General features: G+C 63.8%; 18 protein-coding genes. 1 reads left to right on the forward strand and 17 read right to left on the reverse strand.

The window, feature by feature from the left end:
• Positions 1–105 precede the first annotated feature (105 nt).
• Positions 106–1,788 (forward strand): VOC family protein, encoded by a 1,683-nt coding sequence (locus F561_RS0109270; RefSeq protein ID WP_019009680.1) that lies wholly within the window; start codon positions 106–108, stop codon positions 1,786–1,788.
• Between the two features lie 41 nt (positions 1,789–1,829).
• Here F561_RS0109270 and F561_RS0109275 read toward each other — a convergent pair whose 3' ends face one another.
• The 17 genes from F561_RS0109275 to F561_RS25195 form a co-directional block, all read right to left on the reverse strand.
• Positions 1,830–2,528 carry a DUF2259 domain-containing protein gene (locus F561_RS0109275; RefSeq protein WP_019009681.1) on the reverse strand — a complete coding sequence of 233 codons (699 nt, stop codon included), beginning with the start codon at positions 2,526–2,528 and terminating at the stop codon, positions 1,830–1,832.
• A 60-nt stretch (positions 2,529–2,588) separates the two neighbouring features.
• A complete protein-coding gene (locus tag F561_RS0109280; protein ID WP_019009682.1) occupies positions 2,589–3,098 on the reverse strand; it encodes a hypothetical protein in 510 nt (169 codons plus the stop codon).
• Between the two features lie 93 nt (positions 3,099–3,191).
• Positions 3,192–4,109, reverse strand: coding sequence for an MJ1477/TM1410 family putative glycoside hydrolase (locus F561_RS0109285; RefSeq protein WP_019009683.1), 918 nt, complete (start codon positions 4,107–4,109; stop codon positions 3,192–3,194).
• Positions 4,109–4,798: an endo alpha-1,4 polygalactosaminidase gene (locus F561_RS0109290; RefSeq protein WP_019009684.1), complete on the reverse strand. Its 690-nt coding sequence runs from the start codon at positions 4,796–4,798 to the stop codon at positions 4,109–4,111. The genes F561_RS0109285 and F561_RS0109290 overlap by 1 nt, the downstream gene beginning before the upstream one ends.
• A gap of 61 nt (positions 4,799–4,859) precedes the next feature.
• Complete coding sequence (locus tag F561_RS0109295) at positions 4,860–7,070, reverse strand: Agd3-related carbohydrate deacetylase (protein ID WP_019009685.1); 2,211 nt, start codon at positions 7,068–7,070, stop codon at positions 4,860–4,862.
• A complete protein-coding gene (locus tag F561_RS25190) occupies positions 7,067–8,008 on the reverse strand; it encodes an NAD-dependent epimerase/dehydratase family protein (protein WP_019009686.1) in 942 nt (313 codons plus the stop codon). Before F561_RS25190 ends, F561_RS0109295 begins: the two co-directional genes overlap by 4 nt.
• Before the next feature lie 10 nt (positions 8,009–8,018).
• A complete protein-coding gene (locus F561_RS0109310; RefSeq protein ID WP_019009687.1) occupies positions 8,019–8,780 on the reverse strand; it encodes a nucleotidyltransferase family protein in 762 nt (253 codons plus the stop codon).
• A 54-nt stretch (positions 8,781–8,834) separates the two neighbouring features.
• Positions 8,835–9,872, reverse strand: a complete 1,038-nt coding sequence (locus F561_RS0109315) for an NAD-dependent 4,6-dehydratase LegB (RefSeq protein ID WP_281166584.1) — start codon at positions 9,870–9,872, stop codon at positions 8,835–8,837.
• Positions 9,869–11,446, reverse strand: coding sequence for a hypothetical protein (locus F561_RS0109320; protein WP_245556481.1), 1,578 nt, complete (start codon positions 11,444–11,446; stop codon positions 9,869–9,871). The genes F561_RS0109315 and F561_RS0109320 overlap by 4 nt, the downstream gene beginning before the upstream one ends.
• Before the next feature lie 31 nt (positions 11,447–11,477).
• On the reverse strand, positions 11,478–12,962 hold the full coding sequence (gene pelF / locus F561_RS0109325) for a GT4 family glycosyltransferase PelF (protein ID WP_019009690.1): 1,485 nt from the start codon (positions 12,960–12,962) through the stop codon (positions 11,478–11,480).
• 185 nt (positions 12,963–13,147) lie between these two features.
• Positions 13,148–13,354 (reverse strand): hypothetical protein, encoded by a 207-nt coding sequence (locus F561_RS28795; RefSeq protein WP_157451699.1) that lies wholly within the window; start codon positions 13,352–13,354, stop codon positions 13,148–13,150.
• 45 nt (positions 13,355–13,399) lie between these two features.
• Positions 13,400–13,666, reverse strand: a complete 267-nt coding sequence (locus F561_RS0109330) for a hypothetical protein (RefSeq protein ID WP_019009691.1) — start codon at positions 13,664–13,666, stop codon at positions 13,400–13,402.
• Between the two features lie 192 nt (positions 13,667–13,858).
• Entirely contained in the window at positions 13,859–14,995 is a 1,137-nt protein-coding gene (locus F561_RS0109335) for a DUF58 domain-containing protein (protein WP_019009692.1), read from the reverse strand.
• Positions 14,992–16,020, reverse strand: a complete 1,029-nt coding sequence (locus F561_RS0109340) for an AAA family ATPase (RefSeq protein WP_019009693.1) — start codon at positions 16,018–16,020, stop codon at positions 14,992–14,994. Before F561_RS0109340 ends, F561_RS0109335 begins: the two co-directional genes overlap by 4 nt.
• Positions 16,017–17,486 carry a DUF4129 domain-containing protein gene (locus F561_RS0109345; protein ID WP_019009694.1) on the reverse strand — a complete coding sequence of 490 codons (1,470 nt, stop codon included), beginning with the start codon at positions 17,484–17,486 and terminating at the stop codon, positions 16,017–16,019. The genes F561_RS0109340 and F561_RS0109345 overlap by 4 nt, the downstream gene beginning before the upstream one ends.
• Positions 17,487–17,685: 199 nt before the next feature.
• Entirely contained in the window at positions 17,686–19,440 is a 1,755-nt protein-coding gene (rpoD, locus tag F561_RS0109350; RefSeq protein ID WP_019009695.1) for an RNA polymerase sigma factor RpoD, read from the reverse strand.
• Positions 19,441–20,115: 675 nt separating this feature from the next.
• Positions 20,116–21,189 carry a class I SAM-dependent methyltransferase gene (locus F561_RS25195; protein ID WP_019009696.1) on the reverse strand — a complete coding sequence of 358 codons (1,074 nt, stop codon included), beginning with the start codon at positions 21,187–21,189 and terminating at the stop codon, positions 20,116–20,118.
• Positions 21,190–21,667 lie beyond the last annotated feature (478 nt).

Genomic DNA, 21,667 nt, shown 5'->3' on the forward strand with positions numbered 1-21,667 from the left:
AAGCCGCTCGGCCCCTGAACGGATTCTTCAGCATTCGTTCAGAGTGTCAAGGCAGCGAGGGCAGATGCTCTTCAAAATCGTTCAATGTTAAGTTACTCTAGTGGCATGACTTCTTCCACTTCTTCTTCTGCTGCGGGCACTTCGCCTGTTCAGGGCCTTCACCACGTCACCGTGATGGCACAGAACCCTCAGCGCAACATCGACTTCTATTCGCAGACGCTGGGGCAACGGCTGGTCAAGGTGACAGTGAATTTTGACGATCCGGGGACCTATCACCTGTATTACGGCGACCACACCGGGCAGCCCGGCACGATCATGACGCACTTTCCGTGGCCCGGAGCCAAAAAAGGCGTGCGCGGTAACGGTGAGGTGGTGGCAACGGCCTACAGCGCCCCGCGTGCCTCGGAGAACTACTGGCGGGCGCGGCTGACCGCAGAGGGTTTTGCCCTGAAAGAAGAACAGCGTTTCGGTGAACGCGTGTTGACACTGGAAGACCCGGACGGAACCTGGGTGGAGTTGGTGTTCGACGACGGCCAAGCTGTGCAGCCCTGGCCCGCCTCGCCTGTGCCCGCCGAACATGAACTGCGCGGCTTTCATTCGGTCACGGCCTGGGTGGAAGATACCCAGCCTGTGCGGAAGCTGTTGGTGGAGCAACTGGGCTTTGTAGAGGAGGGCACCGAGCCGAGCAGCGCAGGAGGCCAGCGCACCCGCTTCCGGGGCAGCGGCAGCGGCGTGGGCCTGTATGTGGACGTGGTGGCGCGGCCCGGTCAGCCACGCGGCACCTTCGGGGCAGGTAGCGTGCATCACGTGGCCCTGCGCACCCGCAACGACGCCGAGCAGTTGGCCTACCTGGAATCGCTGACGGCGGCAGGGTTCCGGCCCACGCCCGTGCAGGACCGCCAGTATTTTCATTCCATCTACTTCCGGGAACCCAACGGCGTGCTGTTTGAAATCGCCACCGACGCCCCCGGTTTCCCTGACGACGAACCCGTGGAAGAACTGGGCAAGCACCTGAAATTGCCTGCCTGGTACGAGGCCCAGCGGCCCACCATCGAGGCCAACGCACCCAGAATCGTGAGCCGCGAATACGGCGTCACCATCGGCAACCGTGACCTGAATGCCGGGCAGGATTCAGCATCAGCGGAAGTACCCGAATCAGAAGAAGGCGGAGTACAGGTCTATGCAGCAGGCCGCCCACTGGCACAGGCGCGGGTGGCGATGGTGCTGCTGCACGGGCGCGGCGGCACGGCGGCAGACATCCTCACGCTGGCCGACGACCTGAACCTGAGTGCCTTCGCCTACCTCGCCCCGCAGGCCGAGGGAAATACCTGGTATCCACAGTCGTTTTTGGCTCCGGTGGCACAGAATCAACCGTATCTGGATCAGGCCTTGGCAACGGTGGGCGCGGTCATAGACGCACTGGGGGAACAGGGAATCGAGCCGCAAAATGTGGTGCTGGGCGGCTTTTCCCAGGGTGCATGCCTGGCGCTGGAATATGCCAGCCGGGCCGCCTCACAGGGAACGCGTCTGGGCGGCGTGGTGGCCCTCAGCGGCGGCCTGATTACGCTGGATCAGGGTGGCGACCTCGCAGGCACCCCTGTCTTTATGGGGGTCGCACCCGACGATGCCCACATCCCTCTCAGCCGCTTTCAGGCGAGCGCCGATCACCTCAAAGCTCGCGGGGCACAGGTAGATGCCCGCGTGTATCCGGGACTGGGACATTCCATCAACAAGGATGAACTGGACGCCGTACGCCGGGTAATGCAGGGCGTGGCGGGGCAGGTCTAGAGCAGACCGCTCTCGCTGTTCACAGCCCCCGAACCCTTGCCCTACTTCAGCGTAACTGCCACAAAAACCGGGTCGGCGTCCGGGCCTTCAAAGCCCGGCCCGAAGGCCCGGAGTGTGAACAGGGCGCGGTTTCCCCGTACATCCACCCGCTCCAGGCTGTAGCGGGCGGCACAGTTGCGGGCGGCAGGCAGGGCCTTATCCTGGTACACCACGCGACCACGCACACTCAGGCGAAACCCGGAAGGGAAGTCGCCAGGGTTCAGGTAGTCTGCCGGACAATTGGACGGCAGGCGAAACACGCTGAGCTGGACGGGCGCAGTGATGCCTGCCGTCCAGAACGACACCGGTGTGGTGCGGCTCTGCCCGGTCCCGATCCCATCTGACCACGAGGCGTAGGCGGTGGAGTAGGCCCGGCGGTAACGCGGCACAGAAGTCAGGCCCGGATTCAAGCCCGACCTGGCAAAGACGTTGACCACCGGTGCAGAGGTCAGGAGTTGCGCCAGTACTGCCGGAGCTGTCGCGTCGGCATCCTGTTGGGTGCTGTAGACGGTAGCTCCGGTGGATGTATTCAGCACGTCCACATGGGCGGCACCAAACCCACTTCCATCCAATTCTCCTGCAACGACTGCCAGCACGCGCTCACCGGACGGCGAAAATGCCACCCGAACAATGTCCAATCGGTTGCCCGCCCACGCGGTTGAGGTCAACAGAATCAGGGCCGGAAAAAGGAGTCGCTGCATGGCTTAACGTACACCGCTGACAGCCTGTGCACGTCCGGTAATCCAGATCGTGCGGCCAGATCAGAACCGGACGCTGTTCAGAATCTTGCTGAATGTGGCACTGGCTGCCGTATACCGCGCGGGCGTATCGGTGAGCTGGAAGGAATAGATATTTTTGGCTCCGTTGCCGTACCACACGCGCAGACGGAGTTGGCCTTCTTTGATGGTCAGGGCATATTCGCGCTCCTGCCCGCTGACGCCGCCGTAGCTCGCGGCCTTGCTGGACAGCAGCTTGATGGTCGCTCCAGTCGTCTTGATGCCTGACTCGAAGTTCTGGTATTCGGTTGCCAGATTCACGGCCCGGCCACCTTTACTGGCAAACAGCAGACGCACCAGCGTTGCAGGCTTGGTTTTGCCCGACAACAGGCTCACGCCGTTGGTGTCATCTTTGAAGTCGATGCCCACCCAGCCCTGCGGATAGCTGAACGAAAAGGGCAATTTGGGGTCGCTGAACTTGATCAGGGTCTGTGCACTCGCCAAAGGAACGAATGCGGCGAGGGCCGAGGCCAAGAGAACACGGGGAACCTTCATGGGCTGCACCGTACCAACCGATTGTGAGTGGAGAGGGTGAGTTGGGTGGGCGCGGGGCCAGAGTCAGAAAAGCCAGCGGTCAGAATCCGTGTTTCAGCGTGAAGGTGGCAGCGTATTCAGCCCCACGCTGGTCACATACGGCACCAGTCCAGCCCGCCGCGCTTTCTGGTAAGTGTCTGCGACCAGCGCAGACTTGGAGGCATAATCCAGCGTCAGCACAGGCTTTCCGGCCCCTTTCCACAGGGAATAATCGGCCAGTTGTGTGCGTTCCCTTTCCGGCTCGGTGGGCTGATCGGTGGCGTAAACGAAGGTTTCTTCCTGCCCGGTGGCGTCCACGCAAGCAGCGTAGCGGGGATCTGTCAACAGGTTGGCGGCGTTCTGGGGAATGATCAGAAACTCGGGATCGCGGGCGCGGGCATGGGCGGCGATGCGGCAGACCCAGGCCACCATGTCTGCGCGGGCGGTCGGGCGCTGCGGATTGCGCTCGTAGGCGTCGATCAGGTCCATGTAGGTGCCGTGAAATCCAGCGTCTATGGCCCGGTCAAGCTGCGCGAGGGCAATGCTCTGCCAATCCGCGTTCCAGTAGGCCACATCGTAGTTGCCGGGCCAATCCGGGTCCTGCGCCAGCAGCCACGCAGGATTGCCCATGCGCCACCCCGGTTGCCAGTAGGGGCGGTAGCTTTCGGCAGCTCCCATGCTCAGGTAGGCGATCAGCAGTTTGCCCGCCGCCGCCCGTGAGACTTCGGCCTTCGTCCAGGGCACGGCGTCATCGTCGGTGGGATCGACCACCACCAGATCGAATGTGCTGGCTGCCACCGCATCCAGACGCGTAGCCCCGTAGCCGGTGAGTTGAATGCCCCAAGTGTTAACCGCGAGAAGTTGCTGATGGCGGGACAGAGGCGCAGTGTTCGCTGGTTGACCCGACGTGGCCTGACCCGGCCCCGAACAGGAACCGAGCAGCAGGGGCCACAGCAGCGCGGGCCAGATGGTCAGGCACAGGGGAGAAAACATCAGAAACCTCCGGGCAGGGTGAGGTCACGGTCAGTGACGAAGGTGGGCACAGCGTACCGTGTGGCGCGGGCGCGGGCAAAGGCAGCGAGTTTGGACGTGGCGGCGTAATCCAGGGCAAATACAGGCAGACCGCTGGCCTTGACAACAGCCAACCAGTGGGCGGTGTAGGCCAAGCCCTGCGGGTCGTGGGCAGCCAGCCGGGGTGAATGCGTGGTGCTGAAGGCCTCCAACAACACCGACTGCACACAGGGAACCAGCCCCGGCAACAGGTCAAAGCCCCGGTTAGCCATCAATGCGGCACTGGGCACAGCCATTCGCAGCGCCTTCACCAGTTCCAGCGTGGCGGCGGGTTCGGCGCTATCCAGCGTATCGAGCAACAGACCGTCGGTATGGGCCAGCACCTGTTCGGCCCGTGCCAGCAGCACTTCACGCCAGGCAGGATGGGCCGCGTCTACCGTCACGCTTCCCCACTGCGCGTTCACGGCCTGGTGGTAGGGGGCGCTGCCCGGCACACAGGCCGTGTCACCGAAGGCATGGTCTTCCCCCACGCTCAGGTAGGCCAGCACGCGGGTTCCGCCTTCCCGCAGCGCCCGCAAATCGGCGGCAGCATACAGCGTCGGATGCAGGATCACCGTGGCAAAGCCCCCCAGCGTGCGGACGGCCTGCGGAGTCGCGGGACCGTAGTACACACTGAGGGGGCGGCGGCGGGCAACAGAAGGAGTCAGGGCCTCAGCTTAAGCCCTGCGCGGCTCATTTGGGCCGGACAAGCAGATTCAGCGTGCCGCCCACTGTCAGGGATTTGATCTCGTAAGCGCCGTACACGCTGCCGCCCGCACCGCCGGTCAGGGTCGCGGGAACGGAGGTACCGCTGCGGTTGAGGGTCACGTAGTTGTTGCTGCGGTTCCAGATGGCAGTGTAGGAATTGGCGGCCTTCGACTTTTCCTCAAGCGTGCGGCGCTGAACATAGGCTCCGAGGTTGTCCCAGCTCAGGGTATTCAGGGGCAGGGTGGAGTAGCGGGCATACTTGGCGACCACGGCCCTGACCCAGTCGCTGGCGAGGCTCTTGCCGGGGGCGTACTGGCGCAGGTTGGTCTGGTGCATGTAGGTGGGCCAGGCGGTGCCCTCGAAGATATGGCCCACGCCCTGCGTGCTGTCTGCATCCAGCAGTTCGGCGTAGTCAAGGGAATGATCCCAGTAGGGAGCCACGCCGCCCGGTGCATAGAGCTTGTTGTAGGAGGCGGTGGCTTCCTCGGGGGTGGTGACGTGGTAATGGATGCTGTTGGGGTAGCGCGGAATCAGCAGCAGGCTGGTATTCATGGGGTGGGGCACGCCGCAGGTGGGGCAACTCGCGTCCCACTGACTGGCAACGCTGCGGTTGGAGGCCAGATAGCGCACGCCGCTGCCCACTGCCGCCGTGATCAGGTTGGGATTGCTGCGTTCCAGGCCCAGATCCTGCTTGGGTTGCAAGAATCCCTCGGCATTGTGAGTACCGTCGTCGGTGGGATCCATGTAGCCCAGACCGCTGTGCTCACCCGTCACCAGGCTACTGCGGCTCATATGAAGGCCCAACTGTGTGCCGATGCTGAGGTTGTTCGCGATGGCCGTGGTCGAAGTGGGCAAGTCCATCACGTCCATTCGCAGGTGGTCGCGGGTGTGATTGACCCAGTCGAAATCGTAGGCCATGCAGCGCGACACACTGCTCAGGGCATCCTTGATCAGAGAACCGTACAGTTGGGGATTACAGGTACTCAGGCTGGAGGAAGCTGCGCCGCCGCCGTTGAACATCACTGCGAATTCAAAGTTGTTGACCACGTTGTAGGCGCTGTCTATGGCCCGCTGCTGATCTCTGGCGCTCAGGGCGTCGCTGGCAGAGAGGCGGAAGGTCTGGTCACGCAGGCCGCCTGTGGCCGGGTCGAAGACATAGCCGTTCAGGAACCAATCGTCGATATCGACCTGCAGGAAACGGCGGTGCTCGCCCAGATGCACGCCCCTGGTCAGCCACTGCACCAGGCCATAGCTCAGAATCTGCGTGTGCAGCAAGTAAGGATTCTGTGCACTGGTCAGAATCAGGCGCTCTCGACCATTCACGGTGCTGGTGGCGGCCACCACATTTCCTGAATCGTCGGTCAACAGGGGCTGGGTGGTCACGCCTGCCACGGCTTCGGGCCGGGCGCCGTAGGTGTAGGCGAAGCGGAGCGGCAGCGCGTTTCCGGTCAGGTCTTTGAAGGCCACCTTCCCTGCCGCCGTCACATTCAGGTTGCCGCTGGCAAATTCGGCTCCTGGCACCACGCGCAGGCCGTAATCTTCCGGCACCGTGGTGGGCGCACCGTACAGGGCGAGTTGCCGCACCTGATAGGCTTTTTCATACTCGAACAGGGTGGCCCACTCGCCGGTATCCAGGGCACTGGAATAAAAGCCGGGGCTGCTCTGGAACGTCAGCGCAGAGTCGGTCAGAATCACGCCCTGATACCTGCCCACGCCGTCGGGGGCGATCAGGGAAGCAGCTGTCAGGGGAGTGGTGGTGGCGTCCAGGATGTCAAAGGGTACGCCCGACTGACTGAGCATGGCCTTGGCCGCGCCGATTCCGAAATCTGTGGGGCCACTGCTCAGAATCAGCACCCTGAGGGCCACTTTGCTGGTCTGCGCGTTGCTGGGCAGGGCCTGTGCGCTCAGGCGTGTTCCCTGCGGCACAGTGAGGGTGGCAGGGGCGAGCTTGGCGTCAGTCAACAACTCGGAGAGGGGCACCCCCGGCAGGGCAGGCTGAATCTCGTGAAAGTGCCCCTCGCCGCTGGCATGACTGGAGGTGGGCTGGTCGCCGTCCAGCAGGGCAGCAGCGCTGGTCTGTGTAGTGCTGGCACCACTGGGCACCGTGGTGGACTGAGAGCAGGCAGACAGCACCAGACTGAGGGTCAGCAGGGGCAACAACGTTTTGAGTTTCAGAACCGAAATGGGGGCAGTCATGTCAGAAAAATCCTTGGAGGTTGAATGGACGGCGGATGAAGGAGAGCTTGTAGAGCATGTTCGAGCGTCCATTCCGGCACGAATCCACTCCTGGTCAGCCGGGTGATATCGGCCCGCTGATAGGGCACGTCGCCGCTGCGCGGACTGCCGGGGGCGTCCTCTTCTATGGCCCCGGCAAAGCCGACGAGTGCGGCCAATGTCTGCACGATCTGGCGCACCGCGACCGCCTCGCCGCTGCCCACGTTGAGGGTGCCGGTGAGTGCAGCGCCCGGAGCGCCGGGCAACAGGTGCAGCACAGCGCGGGCCACATCGTGCGCGGCGATCAGGTCACGCCGCGCACCCAGAGGGCCGAAGCGCACGCTTTCGCGGCTCTGGGCGACCGCCGAACAGAGTTCCTGGGCGGCGCGTCCGGGCAGACCGCTGGGGGGCATTCCGGCTCCGATGGGGTTGGTCACGCGCAGGGCCAACGCATTCACGCGGCCAGATCGGGCGGCTTCCTCGGTCATCACGGTGGCGGCCAGTTTGCTGGCACCGTAAGCTGATAAAGGCCGCGCCACGTCGTCTTCGTGAGAGGCGTGGCCTTCCTCGGTGCGCCCATACTCTGCCGCCGACGCCAGATGCAGCAGGCGCACTCCGGCACGCTGGGCCGCCTCAAGAGCCTGAGCAACCAGCACGACGTTGGGATTGACCAGATCGCTCAGGCCGCCAGTGGTGCGGCCCGCCGCATTGACCACTGCGCCCATGCCGTCCAGCAGGGCGTCCCAGCCGGAAGGCGGCAGCGCGGCAAGGTTGATATCCGGCCCACGTACCGGAATGCCCGCGCCCGACAACGCTGCGTGGATATGGCGGCCCAGAAAACCGGACGCTCCGAGCAACAGCACTGGCGTCGGGGTACGGGTCACCAGCGGGAGGGAGCGCGAATCAGACAAAGTAAGCATCGTAAACGTCTCAGTCGGCGGCGATCGGCTGGGAGCGGCTGTCGTTGGCGTGGGCCAGATGCGGCAACAGGACAGGGGCCATCGTCGCCCACTGTGAATTGGCGGTGTCGTAATCTTCGGGGCGACCGATATCCAGCCAGTAGCCGTCAAACAGGTCGCTTCCGGGCTGCTCACCTGCGGCCAACAGATCCAGCATCAGCGTATCGAAGCCCAATGCCTGACCGGGCGCATAACGGCGCAGGGCTTCACGGGTCATGGCATACACGCCCATGCTGACCTGAAACTGCACGGTCGGCTTTTCACGGAAGGCCACGATGGTGTCTCCCTGCTCGGAAACGTCCAGTACACCGAATTCGCTCTTGATTTCTCGGTGATAGGTCGCCACCGTGACGGGCCGGGTGGTGGCGGTGTGGCGGCGCAAAAACGTGCCGTAATCCAGATTGGTCAGGATGTCGCCGTTCATGACCAGAAAGTGCTCGGGCAGATCGTCCAGCACGGTCAGGACCGGGCCAATGGTACCCAGTGGCGTTTCCTCGTCGGTATAGCTCACCGACAGGTTGTAACGGCTGCCGTCGCCCACAAAGGCGCGGATCAGGTGGCCCATATGTCCCACCGCCAGCGTGACGCTGGAGAATCCGTGATAACGCAACTGGTACATCACGATTTCTAAAATGGAATAGGTATCGCCGAGCGGAACAAGCGGTTTTGGAATATGGGTGGTATAGGGGCGTAGGCGGGTGCCTTTTCCTCCGGCAAGAATAATGGCGTGCATAAAAACCTCCGGGAATGAATGATCAGAAAAAATATGTCAGCTTGGAGCGTCGGCTCAGACGGTGTAGGAATCCACGCGGTAGCGGGACAGGTTGGCAGGATCGGTAAACCACTCGGCGGTGCGGCGCAGGCCCTCTTCGAGCGGTACGGCGGGCTGCCAACCTGTTGCGGCGCTCAGGCTGCTGGCATCGGCCAGGAGGCGCATCACTTCGCTGCCTTCCGGGCGAAGACGCTGGTCTTCCTGCGTCACTTCCACGTCGGCTCCCATCACGCGGGCGATCAGGCGCACGGTGTCGCCCACCGTAATTTCCCGGCCCGATCCGGCGTTCAGGGTCTGACCCAGCACCTCTGGCCCGGCCTCTCCCACGGCGCGGAAAGCGCGGGCGGTATCGGCCACGTAATTGAAGTCGCGGGTGGGACGCAGATCACCGAGGCGGATTTCCCGGCGTCCTGCCGCGATCTGGCTGATGATGGTGGGAATGACGGCGCGGGCCGACTGCCGGGGGCCGTAGGTATTGAAGGGCCGCAGCGTGACCACTGGCAGGCCGAAGCTGAGGAAGTAGCTCTCGGCCAGTTTGTCGGCCCCGATTTTGGTGGCCGAATACGGAGACTGACCCTGCAACGGGTGCGTTTCGTGAATGGGCACCGTACGGGCCGTGCCGTACACCTCGCTGGTACTGGTATGCACCACACGGCCCGTACCGAGTTCGCGGGCAGCTTCCAGCACATTCAGCGTGCCCGTGATGTTGGTGTCCACATAAGAGCGCGGCGCGACGTAGGAATAAGGAATGGCAATCAGGGCGGCGAGGTGATACACGGTCTGGGCACCCTGCATCAGCGCCCGCACACTGCCCGAATCGCGCACGTCTCCGAGCTGCACCTCGACGTGCTGCATGATGTCTGGGGGCACGGTATCGAGCCAGCCATACGATCCCTGCGAATTGTAGATAGCCATCGCCTTCACGCGGTAGCCTGCCTCTACCAACTGTTCGGTGAGGTGAGAACCAATGAAGCCGTCTGCGCCTGTCACGGCGACCACGGGGCGAACAGAGGAAACGGGGCGAGACGGGTGGGGCATCATGGGTGTGGTCATCGGTAACTCCGGGGATCGTTGAGCGTATTCAGGGCGATGAGCAGCAGAATCAGAAAGAGGGCAGCAGAAAGCACAGGCAGGGGAACGAGGGCCGTAAACGTGAGGATGGCCGCAGCGCTCCACAGCCCGATCAAAGCGGACACCTGACGCTGGTTGGCAAGCCAGGCACTCAACAAGAAAGACGCGCCCAGCAGGCCCACCCCCACCTGGGTAGCAGCCGGGAGGTCATCGAGTTGGGGCAGGAGTCCCGACACACGGATCAGGACCAGAGTCAGGCCCAGCGCCCCGCCATAGAGCGCCGCCACCACAGGCACCGTGACCCGACCACGCCAGCGCAGGTCGGAGAGGGTTCTCAGGCTGCGGGCGGCATGTTGCAGGCGCTCCTGCGCGTGCCAGACGCCTGCTTCCAGCAATCCGGCACTCACGATGACAGGCAACAGCGACCAGGCCCCCAGGCGCAGGCTGAAGCCCACGAAAGTCAGGGCCATGGCCCAGCCGTAGGCCGCCAACCACAGATGAGGTCTGAAGACGGCCCAGGTGATGGGCAACGTGCCGGGCGTACGGGTGGCATTCAGAACGGCCCATACAGGTGACACCGCCAGCAACGCCAGCCCCACCAGCGCGGCGGTAAACGAGACGGTGGCGTCGGCGGTGGCGGTTTGCCTGACAGTCTGCACCGTTGCCTGACCCATGATCTGCAAAGAACCACTGACGGGCAACAGGCTGGCCTGCACGACGGCAGCGGCCAACATGGGGAGGCCAAAGGCACCTGCAAAGAGGCCGGTGCGCCCCAGAGCCAGCAATATGCCCGCTGCCGCTGTCGCGAGGGCCACCGCGCCGCCGCTGAGGACGCCCAGCAGGACCTGATCGGCTCCGGCCAGCAGCAGGGCCGTGAGGCCCCCACCCAGCACCCCGATGACTCCGGCCAGCCACAGCGCCGCACGCATGGCCCGGCCCGGCACCGCGAAAGGTTCGCTGTAGCGCAGGCCCGCAATGGTCATGGACCAGCCCCAGCCAAACGCGGCAGCAAAGGTGAAGGCCGCCGCCGCGCCCAGACCGAGGGGCCGGGTGATCAGCAGGCCCGCCAGCCCCGGCAGCAGGTACAGTGGCCCGCGCAGCAGCATGTGCCACGGAAAAGCCGGAAGCGGCGCAGAGGGCAGGCGGTTCAGGGCACGCCCGGAGCCTCGCTGCGCGTACAGGAGTTCGGCGGCCTGAAAGAGTCCACCCGCGTTGTAGCGCCCCCGCAACGATTCGTCGCTCAGACCATCGGCCTCCAGATAGGAGGCTATTTCCAGAGCGTCTACGGCTGATTCCCGCTCATGGGACATCTTCAGATCCGCCTCGCGCAGACGGTCAGGCAACGCCCCAGGCCCCCCCGCGCTTTCACCGAATTGGGTCGGATCAGGAGCGTGTAGAGTGGATGACCCGAATTGAGTTTGGCCGGTTCTGTTGGGCGACGCTGCGCTGAACAGCGTGGTACGACCACTCAGGATTTCAAACCCTGTGGGCGCACGGGGCGCGGTTGGGGTGCCGGACAACTCGGATGGGAATACCGTTCGGCTGGACTGGCTCATCTGGATGGCCTCATCCGGACTGTCTCACAGATCACAGGTCGTAGCTCCCAGCGGCGCGGGCCAGGGCCACCGGATAGGCGCGGCGGTAGGCTTCGAGGCAACCGTCAAGAGTAAACAGTTCTATGACCCGTTCGCGGGCGGCTCGCCCCAGGCGGGTTCGCAGCGGCCTGTCCTGAAGAAGGCGGCTCAGGGCGCTCGCCACTCCCATCACGTCGCGGGGGCGCACGATCAGGCCCGCCTCACCCACCGCCTCAGGCACGCCGCCCACACGGGTCGCCACCGGTGGGCGGCCCATCGCCATACTCTCTATGACCGTATAGGGAAAGCCCTCGCTGACGCTGGTGAGGGCCACGACCTGTCCGGCCCGGTAAGCGTCGGTGATGTCGGGCACGCGGCCTTCAAAACTGACGTTGCCATCGAGATGGAGTTGCGAGGTCACGTTGCGGCAGTGGCGTTCGTAGTCCTCATTTCCGGCAGGCGTGCCCCCGAACAGGCGCAACTGGGCCTGCGGAATGCGGCGGCGAACCAGATCGAAAGCGCGAATCAGTGTTTCGAGGTCTTTGAGCGGATCGACGCGGCCCACCCAGCTCACCACCGAGCCTTCAGGTTCCGATTCGGCTTCGGGAAACACGTCGGGGTCAATGCCGTTGTACACGCACTGAATCTTGTCGGGATCAGCTCCCAGCCGTTCTTCCCAGCGTCGGTTGTAGTGCGAGCCGGGCAGCACCAGGGCCGCTTCCCGGTAGGCAAGGCTGCACAGCAGGCGGTAAAAGCGCAGCAGCATGGCCTTGAATCCAGGCGTATAGGACGTGTGCCGGAATTCCAGGTACCGCTCGCGCAGATACACGCCGTGTTCGGTGAGCAAGAAGGGTGCGCCGTGTGTCCACAGGCCGTTGAGGGCCAGCAGCGCCGCAAATCCGTTGCTGACCGCGTGGCCCACCTCTGCCTCGGGCGGACGGACCGCCAGTGGGCGCAGGGCGTGCTCCAGCCACATCTGCACGTCCAGTGCATCAGAAACGGTGGGCCGTGGCAGGCGGGGACGACCCGGCACGCGGTCTTCATCCTGGCTTCGTGCCTGCGCTGTCCAGACATCCAGTGTCATGTGAGCGGCGCGTGCTCCTTCCAGTACACCCGTCAGCGCACCTCTGGCCCCCTGTTCGGACAGGGCACGCAAGGCCAGCCCAAATGCATTCACATCCAGGGTGCACAACGCTTCCAACAGATCAGCGTAGGCCGAAACGATCGCACCTTCCCGCGCCCGGTCTGTGCGGAGAGAGGGGGCAGGTGCACCCCACAGCGGCACCTGCGTATAGCTGACGTTGCTGGGCATCTCCAGGGCCGGACGCCCGAAAGCAACGCCGCTGATGGCCTGCACCGAAAAAGTGTGGTCAGGGAGACCCCGCACCAGTTGATCGACCCAAACGCTGACGCCGCCGTGTGCCTGAGGGTAAGTACCTTCGGTGTACAGCGCGACGCTGCGAGATTGAATTGCATTGTGGGGGGTAAGAACGCTCATTTCGACTCTCTCTGAGTGATGACGAGGGGAAGCAGCCCGGATGCCTACTGAGAGAAAGTACAAAATTTCTCAGACCAAGTGTGAAAAATTCGCCTGAAAAGGCAAATAACCACCCGTTGGGGGTTAAATTCGTATAGACAATAAGCGATAGAAAGCGTTAACTCTCCACCAAGTAAGTGAAAGAATTAATTTTTATTGGCAAAAATATCCAAGGAAATCCGAGAGGCGGCAATCAAAGAAAAGCAGCCCAGATGAGCTGCCTTGATGGTCAGAACTATGTTGTGGTGTAAAAGTTCAGCCGGATCTACTAAATCTGTTTTTGAGATCAGGAGTGCGGGACAGGTAAGGCGAGTGAAAAGGCTGATAGCAGGAACGCAGCTCTTGACCGCCATTCATCGTCAGACTGCTGGGATCATTCCGACCCAACAGCTTCCCAGCTATTCGCCCAACTTCCCTTCCTCACCCATATTGGAGCTTGGCGGATCGCTGGCAACCATGCTGCCCGCCGAGGCCACATCCTGCTTGTCCATGCCCCGGTCTTCAAACTCGCCTGGAGCCTTGCTCTGTGCGTTCACCTCGGCAGCAAGCTCTTTTCGTGGATCGGGCTTGCCCATGAACTGCAAATCCACGTTACTGATCTCCGCCTCTGTCTTGAGGGTCGAGTCGGCGGGAATCTGGCCGTTCTGATCGTTGTTGTCGGTCATGCCTTTACGGTAGCAAGCTGAGGTGTACTGGGCCTGAGCCGTTTCTTTAGATGGAGAGATCAAGGGTCTGGCGCGTCGGAACAGAGACCGAGCCATGTGGCTTTCTCTGCCCTACATTGAGGCTAACATCTGTTCCCAGAATTTCAGCCTCCTGATCCCCGGACGCTACTCACTCTCCCCTCTCCAACCCCTTTAGCTGCCCAATTGCAACACACTCTGATTGCCGCGCAGCACGAACACCAGCACACCTACTCCGGCCAGTGCGCCCGCTTGCCGCTCCAGCTCACGGATGGAGTCGGGGGCCGCGACCCACTGACGGCGCGGCTTTTCTCCGGGTTCCAGATAAAAGCCGTCCGGAATGGCAATCAGGGCAACCCGGCTGGCCGTGGCGCGGGCACGCATGGCCTGATGAATCAGGTCACTTCCGGCGCGGGCGGTAAGAATAATCAGGTTGCCACCTGCCCGACCGGGCGGAATAGTCGGTGGGGACTGATCAGAACCGGCCTGTGCCAACTGGGCCTGGGCCAGACGCAGCAGCGCAGCCCGCATCGCCTCCGGAGTGCGGCCTGTGGGGGTGGCTCCGGCGTCGGTAGCAACCGCGATAGGCAGGTCGAGCTCAAAGGATTCCTGCACCAGACTGGCCGCCAGCCGCACGGCACTCTCCAGGTACACGCTTCCGCCCGCGCTGAGATCGAGGTACACGGTCACGCTGCTGGCGGCAGTGCGCTCTGGCTCGCGTACCGTGAGGCTCCCTGTACGGGCCGTGAGCCGCCAATGCACCCGGCCCGGTGGGTCGCCGGGAACGTAGCCGCGCACGCCGCGCAGACTGATGGAGTCTTCCAGCCCATGGGTGCGCGACCATGCACCCTCACTGAGCAGGGGCCGCAACAGCTCAGGGAGCAGCAGGCCGTGTGTCCCCGGATACACCTCCAGGCGGGTGGGGACGGCCAGAGGAAGACTGCGCCAGAACAATCCCAGCGGATCGGCCCAGCGCAGGGTTGCACCTTCCCACTCAAAGACGCCCCGGCGGTTGAGGGTCAGTGTGGTCTGAACCTGATGTGTGGCCTCGCCCTGCACCCAGCCTGCCAGCACAGGCACGGTATCGGCCACCACGGTACGCGGGGGGTCGTCTTCGATCAGCACGCGCACAGGCAGGCGGTTAAAGATCTGCACCTGTACGGTCAGCGGAATGCGGCCCGCGCTGAAGGCCGAAGCAGGCAACGTGCGGGACAGCAGGACCGTGGGTGGGCGGCGGTAGGCCAGCCACACCAGGCCCACCAGCAGGGAGATCAGGGCCAGCCACAGGAGGGCGGTCAGCAGCAGGATCATGACCGACTGAGACGGTCGGGCACGGCTTTGATCGGCTCAGATTTGATCGGCCCACCCTCTGGCGGCCCAGCCTCCACCGGAACTGGCTCGGCCCGCAGTACCTCGCCCACCACTGCCTCTCCCGGCGTGCCCTGAAGCCGCGCCTCTACCCGCAGGCTCAGGCGGTGGGCCAGTACGCCCGGCGCGGCCCGCTGCACATCGTCGGGGGTGACGAACGCCCGGCCCTCCATCCAGGCCAACGCCTGAGCCACCCCCTGAAGACCCAGGCTGGCACGCGGCCCACCACCCAACGCCACCAGGGGATGCTGCCGGGTACGGGCCGCCAACCCGGAGACGTAGCGCCGCAGATCTTCGGCCACGAAGACGCCCCGCACGGCATGCTGAGCCTCCAGCAGATCGGCGGGCGTGGCGACGGCCTCCAGCGTATGAATCGGGTGCAGGGATTGCAGGCGGCCCAGCATCCGCACCTCTTCTTCCAGGGTGGGATACCCCACCGACAGCCGCAGCAGGAAACGGTCGAGCTGCGCTTCGGGCAGGCGGTAGGTGCCCTCGTGCTCCACCGGATTCTGGGTGGCAATGACCACGAACGGCGCGGTCAGGCGGTGCGTGACCCCCGATTCCGTGACCTGACCCTCCCCCATCGCTTCCAGCAGCGCCGATTGCGTTTTGGGCGTGGCGCGGTTGATCTCGTCGGCCAGCAGGATGCCCGTGAAAATTGGCCCCGGCACAAACTCGAAGGTTCCGCTGGCGGGGCGGTACACGCTGACGCCCGTCACGTCGCTGGGCAGCAGGTCGGGCGTGAACTGCACCCGGGAAAACGGCAGGCCCAGCGAGGCGGCTAGGGCGCGGGCCAGCATGGTTTTTCCGGTGCCAGGAGCATCTTCCAGCAGGATGTGTCCGCCGGCCAGGATTCCGGCCAGGGCCAGCGCAGTAACGTCGTTTTTACCCACCAGAACGCGGGCCACGTTGTCCAGCACGCGCCCGACAAAGGCTGGGGGAAGGGAGGCAGCAGTCATGGTCGTCATTCTGCCGCCTCTGTAGGCGCTATGGGTGGCAAAGTGGGCAACTCGGCCTGAATCTTGCGTTCGGCAGCTTCGGCGGCGTCGGCATCGGCATTGCTGACAGAGCCGCCGTAACGTACCGGCGCATACACGCGGGCCAGCAGATTCAGGGGGGCCGCCAGGAGGGGCAGTTCGGCAGCGAGGCGGGCCGCGTAGCCCTGCGGCGTTTCATGTGCTGCACGGCCCCGGCCCACACCGGCCAGTGCAGTTTCGGTGTTGCGGTAGGCCACCCGGACGCGGTGCAGAGCAGCGGCTTCGTCCGGCAGACCAGCCTGTGCTGGCAGAGCAGCCTGAGTCTCCCGGCGGCGGCCCTCACGCAAACCCAGGGCCGCCCAGACGAGCAGAGCAAATATCGCCAGATAAAAAAGCAGCGCCCCCCACAGCACCAGATTCAGGAACGAGGTCAGGCGGCGTTCCTGGGTGGTGGGCGGCTGAAGCACCGTTCCAGCAGCCCCGGAATCTGCGCCCTGCACGGCTGGGATGCCACCACCAGACCCACCCGTGGAACTCCCGAACGCCAAGACCAGCGCCAGCAACAGCGTGAGCAACAGGCCCGCACCCATCAGCCATTCCACCAGTGTTGCGGGCCTTCCCCGCCGGGCCGGAAGAATTCGCAACAGCAGGAACAGGGCCAAGACCACCAGGATTCCGGCCACTGCAAGCAGTTCGGTGGGGGGCGCGGGAATCACGTCTTCGGTGATCAGGCGGGGGCGCGGCGCAGTGGGCGGCGAGGTGACCGAACTGGAAGCCGCACTGCCGGGGCCACCGGGACCCGTGGGCAGAACCTCCGCCCCAGCCTGGGCCTGTGCGGGCGGCAGGGGCTGCACCCTCCACAGCGGCGCGGGCCGGGGCAACGCAAACGCCAGAGCCAAGGCGAGGGCCAGCGGCACAGCCAGCCAGACCACCGTTTTTTTCGTCCAGCGCACACCGTCGCGGCCCAACCAGCCCGGCCTGCGGTCATCATGCCCCGGACGCATGCATGCCCCGCCCACCAGCGCCAGCAACAGCCAGGGCTGAGGCGACACCAGACCCACCGCCAGCACCAGCAGCAGGCCTCTGCGCCGTCCTTCCTCCAGCAGGGCCGCGCCCCAGTACAGGCCAGCCACGCCCAGCAGGGCCGCCAGATACAGCACCAGCAGGTGGCTCAGAGTGGCCGAACGCAGCGCCGCCGCCAATCCGCCGAGGCCCAGCAGATGCCCCAGAACCGCGCCGCCCACGATCAGAAAGGCTATCAGCAGACGACCTTCGCGCCACAGCGGAGAGCGCACGCCCAGGCCAAACAGCAGGGCCAGCAGCAGACACGCCCACACGGGCAAAATCCCCAGCAGGGCCAGAGGCAACAGCGCCGCGCCGTAAGCCTGTAGGGCTGCGTTGGTGGGCGCGTCGGCTGGCGTGTTGGATTCGTCCTGCATGACCTGGGGAGCCGACATTTCGGGGAGTGTAGCGTGTGAGGCGGGGGCAGGATCCTAGATATGGGACAGAGCTCATGAACGGCGTGAAGCAGACATGCTCACCCCACCTCTCCCCCACCCCAGCCGAAGCCCAGCCCAACAAAAATCCGCCCCAGCCGAAGCCAGAGCGGGAACAAGAGACGGGTTGAAACTCCAGTGCTCAGTCCAAACCAAGTGCTCAGTCCAAGAAGTCGCGGAGTTTACGGGTTCTGGACTCGTGGTATTTCAGCTTCCGCAGCGCCTTGTTTTCGATCTGGCGGATGCGTTCGCGGGTCACGTTGAAGCGTTGGCCGACTTCTTCCAGCGTGTGTTCGCGCCCATCTACGAGGCCCTTACGGAACTTCAGGACCAGGGCTTCGCGTTCGGTCAGCTTGCTCAGGGCTTTTTCAAGCTCCTCGCTCAGCAGCGTTTTGGCGGCGTTGTCTACCGGCGAATCCAGATTCTCGTCGGGAATAAAATCGCCGTAGAAGCTGTCTTTTTCGTCGCCAATCGGCGTTTCCAGCGATACCGGCTCCTGACTGACCTTCTGCACTTCCTCAACTTTGGTGGCGTCCCAGCCCGGCCCCATCGCTTCGGCAATCTCTTCATGCGTGGCTTCGCGGCTCAGTTCCTGCTGAAGCTGCCTTGCCGTGCGCGTGAGTTTGTTGATGGTTTCGACCATGTGCACCGGAATACGGATGGTGCGGGCCTGATCGGCAATGGCGCGGTTAATGGCCTGACGAATCCACCACGTGGCGTAGGTGGAGAACTTGTAGCGGCGACGGTATTCAAACTTCTCGACGGCGCGGATCAGGCCCTGATTGCCTTCCTGAATGAGATCGAGAAAGCCCAGCCCGCGTCCGGTGTACTTCTTGGCGATGCTGACCACAAGGCGCAGGTTGGCCTCGATCAGTCCCTGACGGGCGTTCGCGCCGTCCTCGGTCTGACGCATCAGGCGGCGGCGACCCCGGTCATCCATCTCCAGGTCTTCGTCCAGCGTTTTGCGGGCGGCCTCGCCCTCTTCGATGCGGCGGGCCAGAGCAATTTCTTCTTCCAGCGTCAGCAGCGGCACCCGCCCGATCTCGTGCAGATACTGGCGCACAGGGTCGTTGCTGACGGCACGGGGCATGTCATCGAAGTATTTTTCTTCGTCGTCTTCGGTGTTGGCCGCTGCACGGTTGATCGGGCCACCTTCTTCGGCCTCGTCATCGGTGTCGTCGGTGTCCTCGTCCTCGTCGTCTACATCCTGAACTTCAATGCCCTGTCCGGCGATAAAGAGCTGCATGTCTTCAAAGGCTTCGGGGCTTTCGGGATCGAGGCCGCTGGCTTCGAGGGCCACACTCAGGGCCGCCGCAATGTCCTCACTGGACAGGATGCCTGCCGCCTTGCCCACTTTCAGCATGTCCTGAATGCTGGGATGGGCGTGATAGGGCTTGTCGGCAGCGCTGCCCTTCCCACTGGGTGCGGGCTTGGGAGCAGCTTTGGCCGCAGCTCCCTTGGCCGGAGCCTTGGTGGCTGGAGCTTTGGCCGCAGCCGTTTTGGGGGCAGCTTTGGCTTTGGCCGCAGGCTTGGGCGCATTTGCCTCAGATGCCGAACCACCCTGAGAGTCATCCTCACCGTCAGCCGGGGCAGCCGCCTTGGGTTTGGCTACGGCTTTTTTGGGAGCCGCCTTGGCCGGGGCAGCGGCTCCAGCGCCCGTGTCCTGATCGGCAGCCCTGGGGGCCACTGCCTTCTTGGGGACAGGTTTGGTCTGGTCGGGTGTCGGGGCAGTATCTACCGGAGCGACCTGCACGGCCTCCGGGCCACCTTCTGTGCCCGGCATGACGGCGCGAGTGCGCGGCTGGGTGCGGGTGCGCGGCTTGTCGGGGGTCTTGATCCGGCTCTCTTCGGGGGCGGCAAGCGTCGCCGCTGCGGATACCTTGCTGCGCGTGCGGGGTTTGGTGGAATCTGCCATGCGGCCTCCTGAAACGTCAATAGTGGATTTTGGATGAGAGTGTGTAGATCAGCGTTTCGTTCTTCCGGACCAAAGTCTGAGCAACGGATGGTGGCGACGGTATACCGGGACAGTATGCCTAACAACTGTGCCAATCAAACCCAAGTACAACAGAGAGGGGGCGTCGGTCTTTGGCCGGAAACGCAAGGCCGAGAATACAGGAGAAGGTGAGAGGGAAAGTGCCTGAGCACAACACTTGAAGCTGGCTTTGGACGTGCAACGGTGGCCTGTACGCGTAGAAGCGGGCACAAAGGCCCAGAGGGAAGGTCGGCGCAGGCCGGAGCGCGTCAGTCTAGCAAAGTGTCGTCTGAATAGGCGATACGGCAGACGCCCACTGCCCCTCACAGTTGATGAGGAGCCAGGCATCTGACGACAGGAGTGGTGGGGAAACTGAGGTCAACGTTCCAGATACGGGATGAGGAAGTAAAAAGTTCCCCGTCAACAACCTCACGACCTTTATCCTGTCTTTAGATAGAGCGGTCAGAAAACCGGGGCATCAAAGAACAGGGGCAGCAGAGAACAGAGGAACCAGAGCGTTTGCGAGCAGACGGAATTCAGAGTTTCGGAACGAACGTGCAGGCCAGAGGGACTGAACAACCTGTAGCAACGCTTCTCTGCCGATCTGCTGGGTTAGATCTACTGTGCCGATTTCTGGGCCGCCAACACCTTGAATCCACCTTCGCGCAGAAGTTCGCGTACCGGGCCGACTTCTTGCATGGTGGTTTCGTAGGGCAGGGGATCATTGGCAACCAGATACAGCGTACCCCCCGGTACGAGGCGGCGCACTGCCGTCTGGATGAATTCGCGAGCCACGTCCAGCACCACGCCGCGTCCCACATGAAAGGGCGGATTGGTGAGGATCAGGTCGAAGGTACGTTCCTCCAAACCCGCGTCCACGTCGGAATGAATACATTCGCCGCTCAGGGCATTGGCCTGCAGGGTGGCCTCTGCACTCCGCACGCTGGAGAGGTCGCCGTCTACCAGGGTCACTGCCGCGCCGTGTCTGGCTGCCCACGCACCAATGATGCCAGTGCCGCAGCCCAGATCCAGAACGCGTTTGCCCGCAAGATTCAGGGTTCCGGCCTCCACCATCGCCGCCAGGTATTCCAGAAACAGCGTGGTGGCCTTGTCCAGCCGTCCGGCGCTGAAGACTCCGGGCAGGCCGACCACCTGAACGCCGTAAGCCTCGTAGGTTTCAGGCTCGGGCAGGGGCGGCGTCTGGCCGGGTCGCCGGATCAGCTTGGCAACGCGCATGCCACCGTCGCGGCCAATGGTTTCGCCTGTGCCGAAGGCTGCGCCCGCCGCCCGCACATAGCGGTCAAAACCTTTATCGCGGTCTCCGGCGATGTACAGGGTGCCGCCCGGAGGAGTGCAGGCATGTGCCCAGGCCACCTGCGCGGTGGCATAAGCCGTGCCCCGGTCTCCAGCCAGCACCAGCGCCACCGTATGCGCCCGCGTGGGCCACTCAGTGCTCAGATTGTCGCCCGGACAGGCCGCCCGCGCTTCCAGACCAGCCGCTTTCAGGGCAGCTAAGGCTGCTGCCGAACCTTCCACGGCCCGCAGGGTCACGCCCGGCAGCGATCCGGTCAGGCCGCCCATTGCAGTCAGGTCGAGAACCTCGCCGCGTACCTTTTCACGGCGCATGGTCTGCACCATCAATGCCTGGGCCGCGTCTACCTCCGGGTAACCGCGTACGCCGGGCTTGGTCATGGCCTCCAGCCCCTCCAGGCGCGGGGCGAGAGCGGCGGGGCGAACATCGAAGTAGCTGTACCGTTGAACGGCGTTGGCAGGGGTCGCCGGAGCAGATGATCCAGCCCTCGCTGCTCTGGCAGGTCTGCCCTGAGGTGATGCGCCTTGTGCTGTTTTGCTCTGAGCTGGCCCGCTCCGCGTTACCCTGATTTTCTGTTTGCGTGTGCCGGTCATGCGTCCCCGTTTATCACATGCCGCCTGCCAGCGCTTCAATCTGCGCCCGTTGCACTCGCTCCGGTCTATGTCTAGGCAGCTTCTACACCCGCCTTTGATGTGTGAAGGCTACGTTACGCCAACGCCCACTCTTTGCCCATCTCTACTGTTTAGGCTAATCGTGTACCACAACCTATAAACCGACCGGGTGAAGTCGGTTCATCCGCCCGCCAGTACCGCAGAACGACAAGCGCCGCTGGCGGAGCTTTTTGTGGCGCTCAGGGCA

The sequence above is a fragment of the Deinococcus aquatilis DSM 23025 genome (assembly GCF_000378445.1).
Taxonomy (GTDB): Bacteria; Deinococcota; Deinococci; order Deinococcales; family Deinococcaceae; genus Deinococcus; species Deinococcus aquatilis.

Bases quoted from the DNA above. Each gene is read 5' to 3' on its own strand.
- F561_RS0109320 (WP_245556481.1), bottom strand. From the start codon at position 11,446: ATGAGCCAGTCCAGCCGAACGGTATTCCCATCCGAGTTGTCCGGCACC.
- pelF (WP_019009690.1), bottom strand. From the start codon at position 12,962: ATGAGCGTTCTTACCCCCCACAATGCAATTCAATCTCGCAGCGTCGCG.
- F561_RS0109315 (WP_281166584.1), bottom strand. From the start codon at position 9,872: ATGACCACACCCATGATGCCCCACCCGTCTCGCCCCGTTTCCTCTGTT.
- F561_RS28795 (WP_157451699.1), bottom strand. From the start codon at position 13,354: ATGGCGGTCAAGAGCTGCGTTCCTGCTATCAGCCTTTTCACTCGCCTT.
- F561_RS25195 (WP_019009696.1), bottom strand. From the start codon at position 21,189: ATGACCAAGCCCGGCGTACGCGGTTACCCGGAGGTAGACGCGGCCCAG.
- F561_RS0109280 (WP_019009682.1), bottom strand. From the start codon at position 3,098: ATGAAGGTTCCCCGTGTTCTCTTGGCCTCGGCCCTCGCCGCATTCGTT.
- F561_RS0109340 (WP_019009693.1), bottom strand. From the start codon at position 16,020: ATGACGACCATGACTGCTGCCTCCCTTCCCCCAGCCTTTGTCGGGCGC.
- F561_RS0109335 (WP_019009692.1), bottom strand. From the start codon at position 14,995: ATGATCCTGCTGCTGACCGCCCTCCTGTGGCTGGCCCTGATCTCCCTG.
- F561_RS0109310 (WP_019009687.1), bottom strand. From the start codon at position 8,780: ATGCACGCCATTATTCTTGCCGGAGGAAAAGGCACCCGCCTACGCCCC.
- F561_RS0109270 (WP_019009680.1), top strand. From the start codon at position 106: ATGACTTCTTCCACTTCTTCTTCTGCTGCGGGCACTTCGCCTGTTCAG.
- F561_RS0109285 (WP_019009683.1), bottom strand. From the start codon at position 4,109: ATGTTTTCTCCCCTGTGCCTGACCATCTGGCCCGCGCTGCTGTGGCCC.
- F561_RS25190 (WP_019009686.1), bottom strand. From the start codon at position 8,008: ATGCTTACTTTGTCTGATTCGCGCTCCCTCCCGCTGGTGACCCGTACC.
- rpoD (WP_019009695.1), bottom strand. From the start codon at position 19,440: ATGGCAGATTCCACCAAACCCCGCACGCGCAGCAAGGTATCCGCAGCG.
- F561_RS0109275 (WP_019009681.1), bottom strand. From the start codon at position 2,528: ATGCAGCGACTCCTTTTTCCGGCCCTGATTCTGTTGACCTCAACCGCG.
- F561_RS0109345 (WP_019009694.1), bottom strand. From the start codon at position 17,486: ATGTCGGCTCCCCAGGTCATGCAGGACGAATCCAACACGCCAGCCGAC.
- F561_RS0109330 (WP_019009691.1), bottom strand. From the start codon at position 13,666: ATGACCGACAACAACGATCAGAACGGCCAGATTCCCGCCGACTCGACC.
- F561_RS0109295 (WP_019009685.1), bottom strand. From the start codon at position 7,070: ATGACTGCCCCCATTTCGGTTCTGAAACTCAAAACGTTGTTGCCCCTG.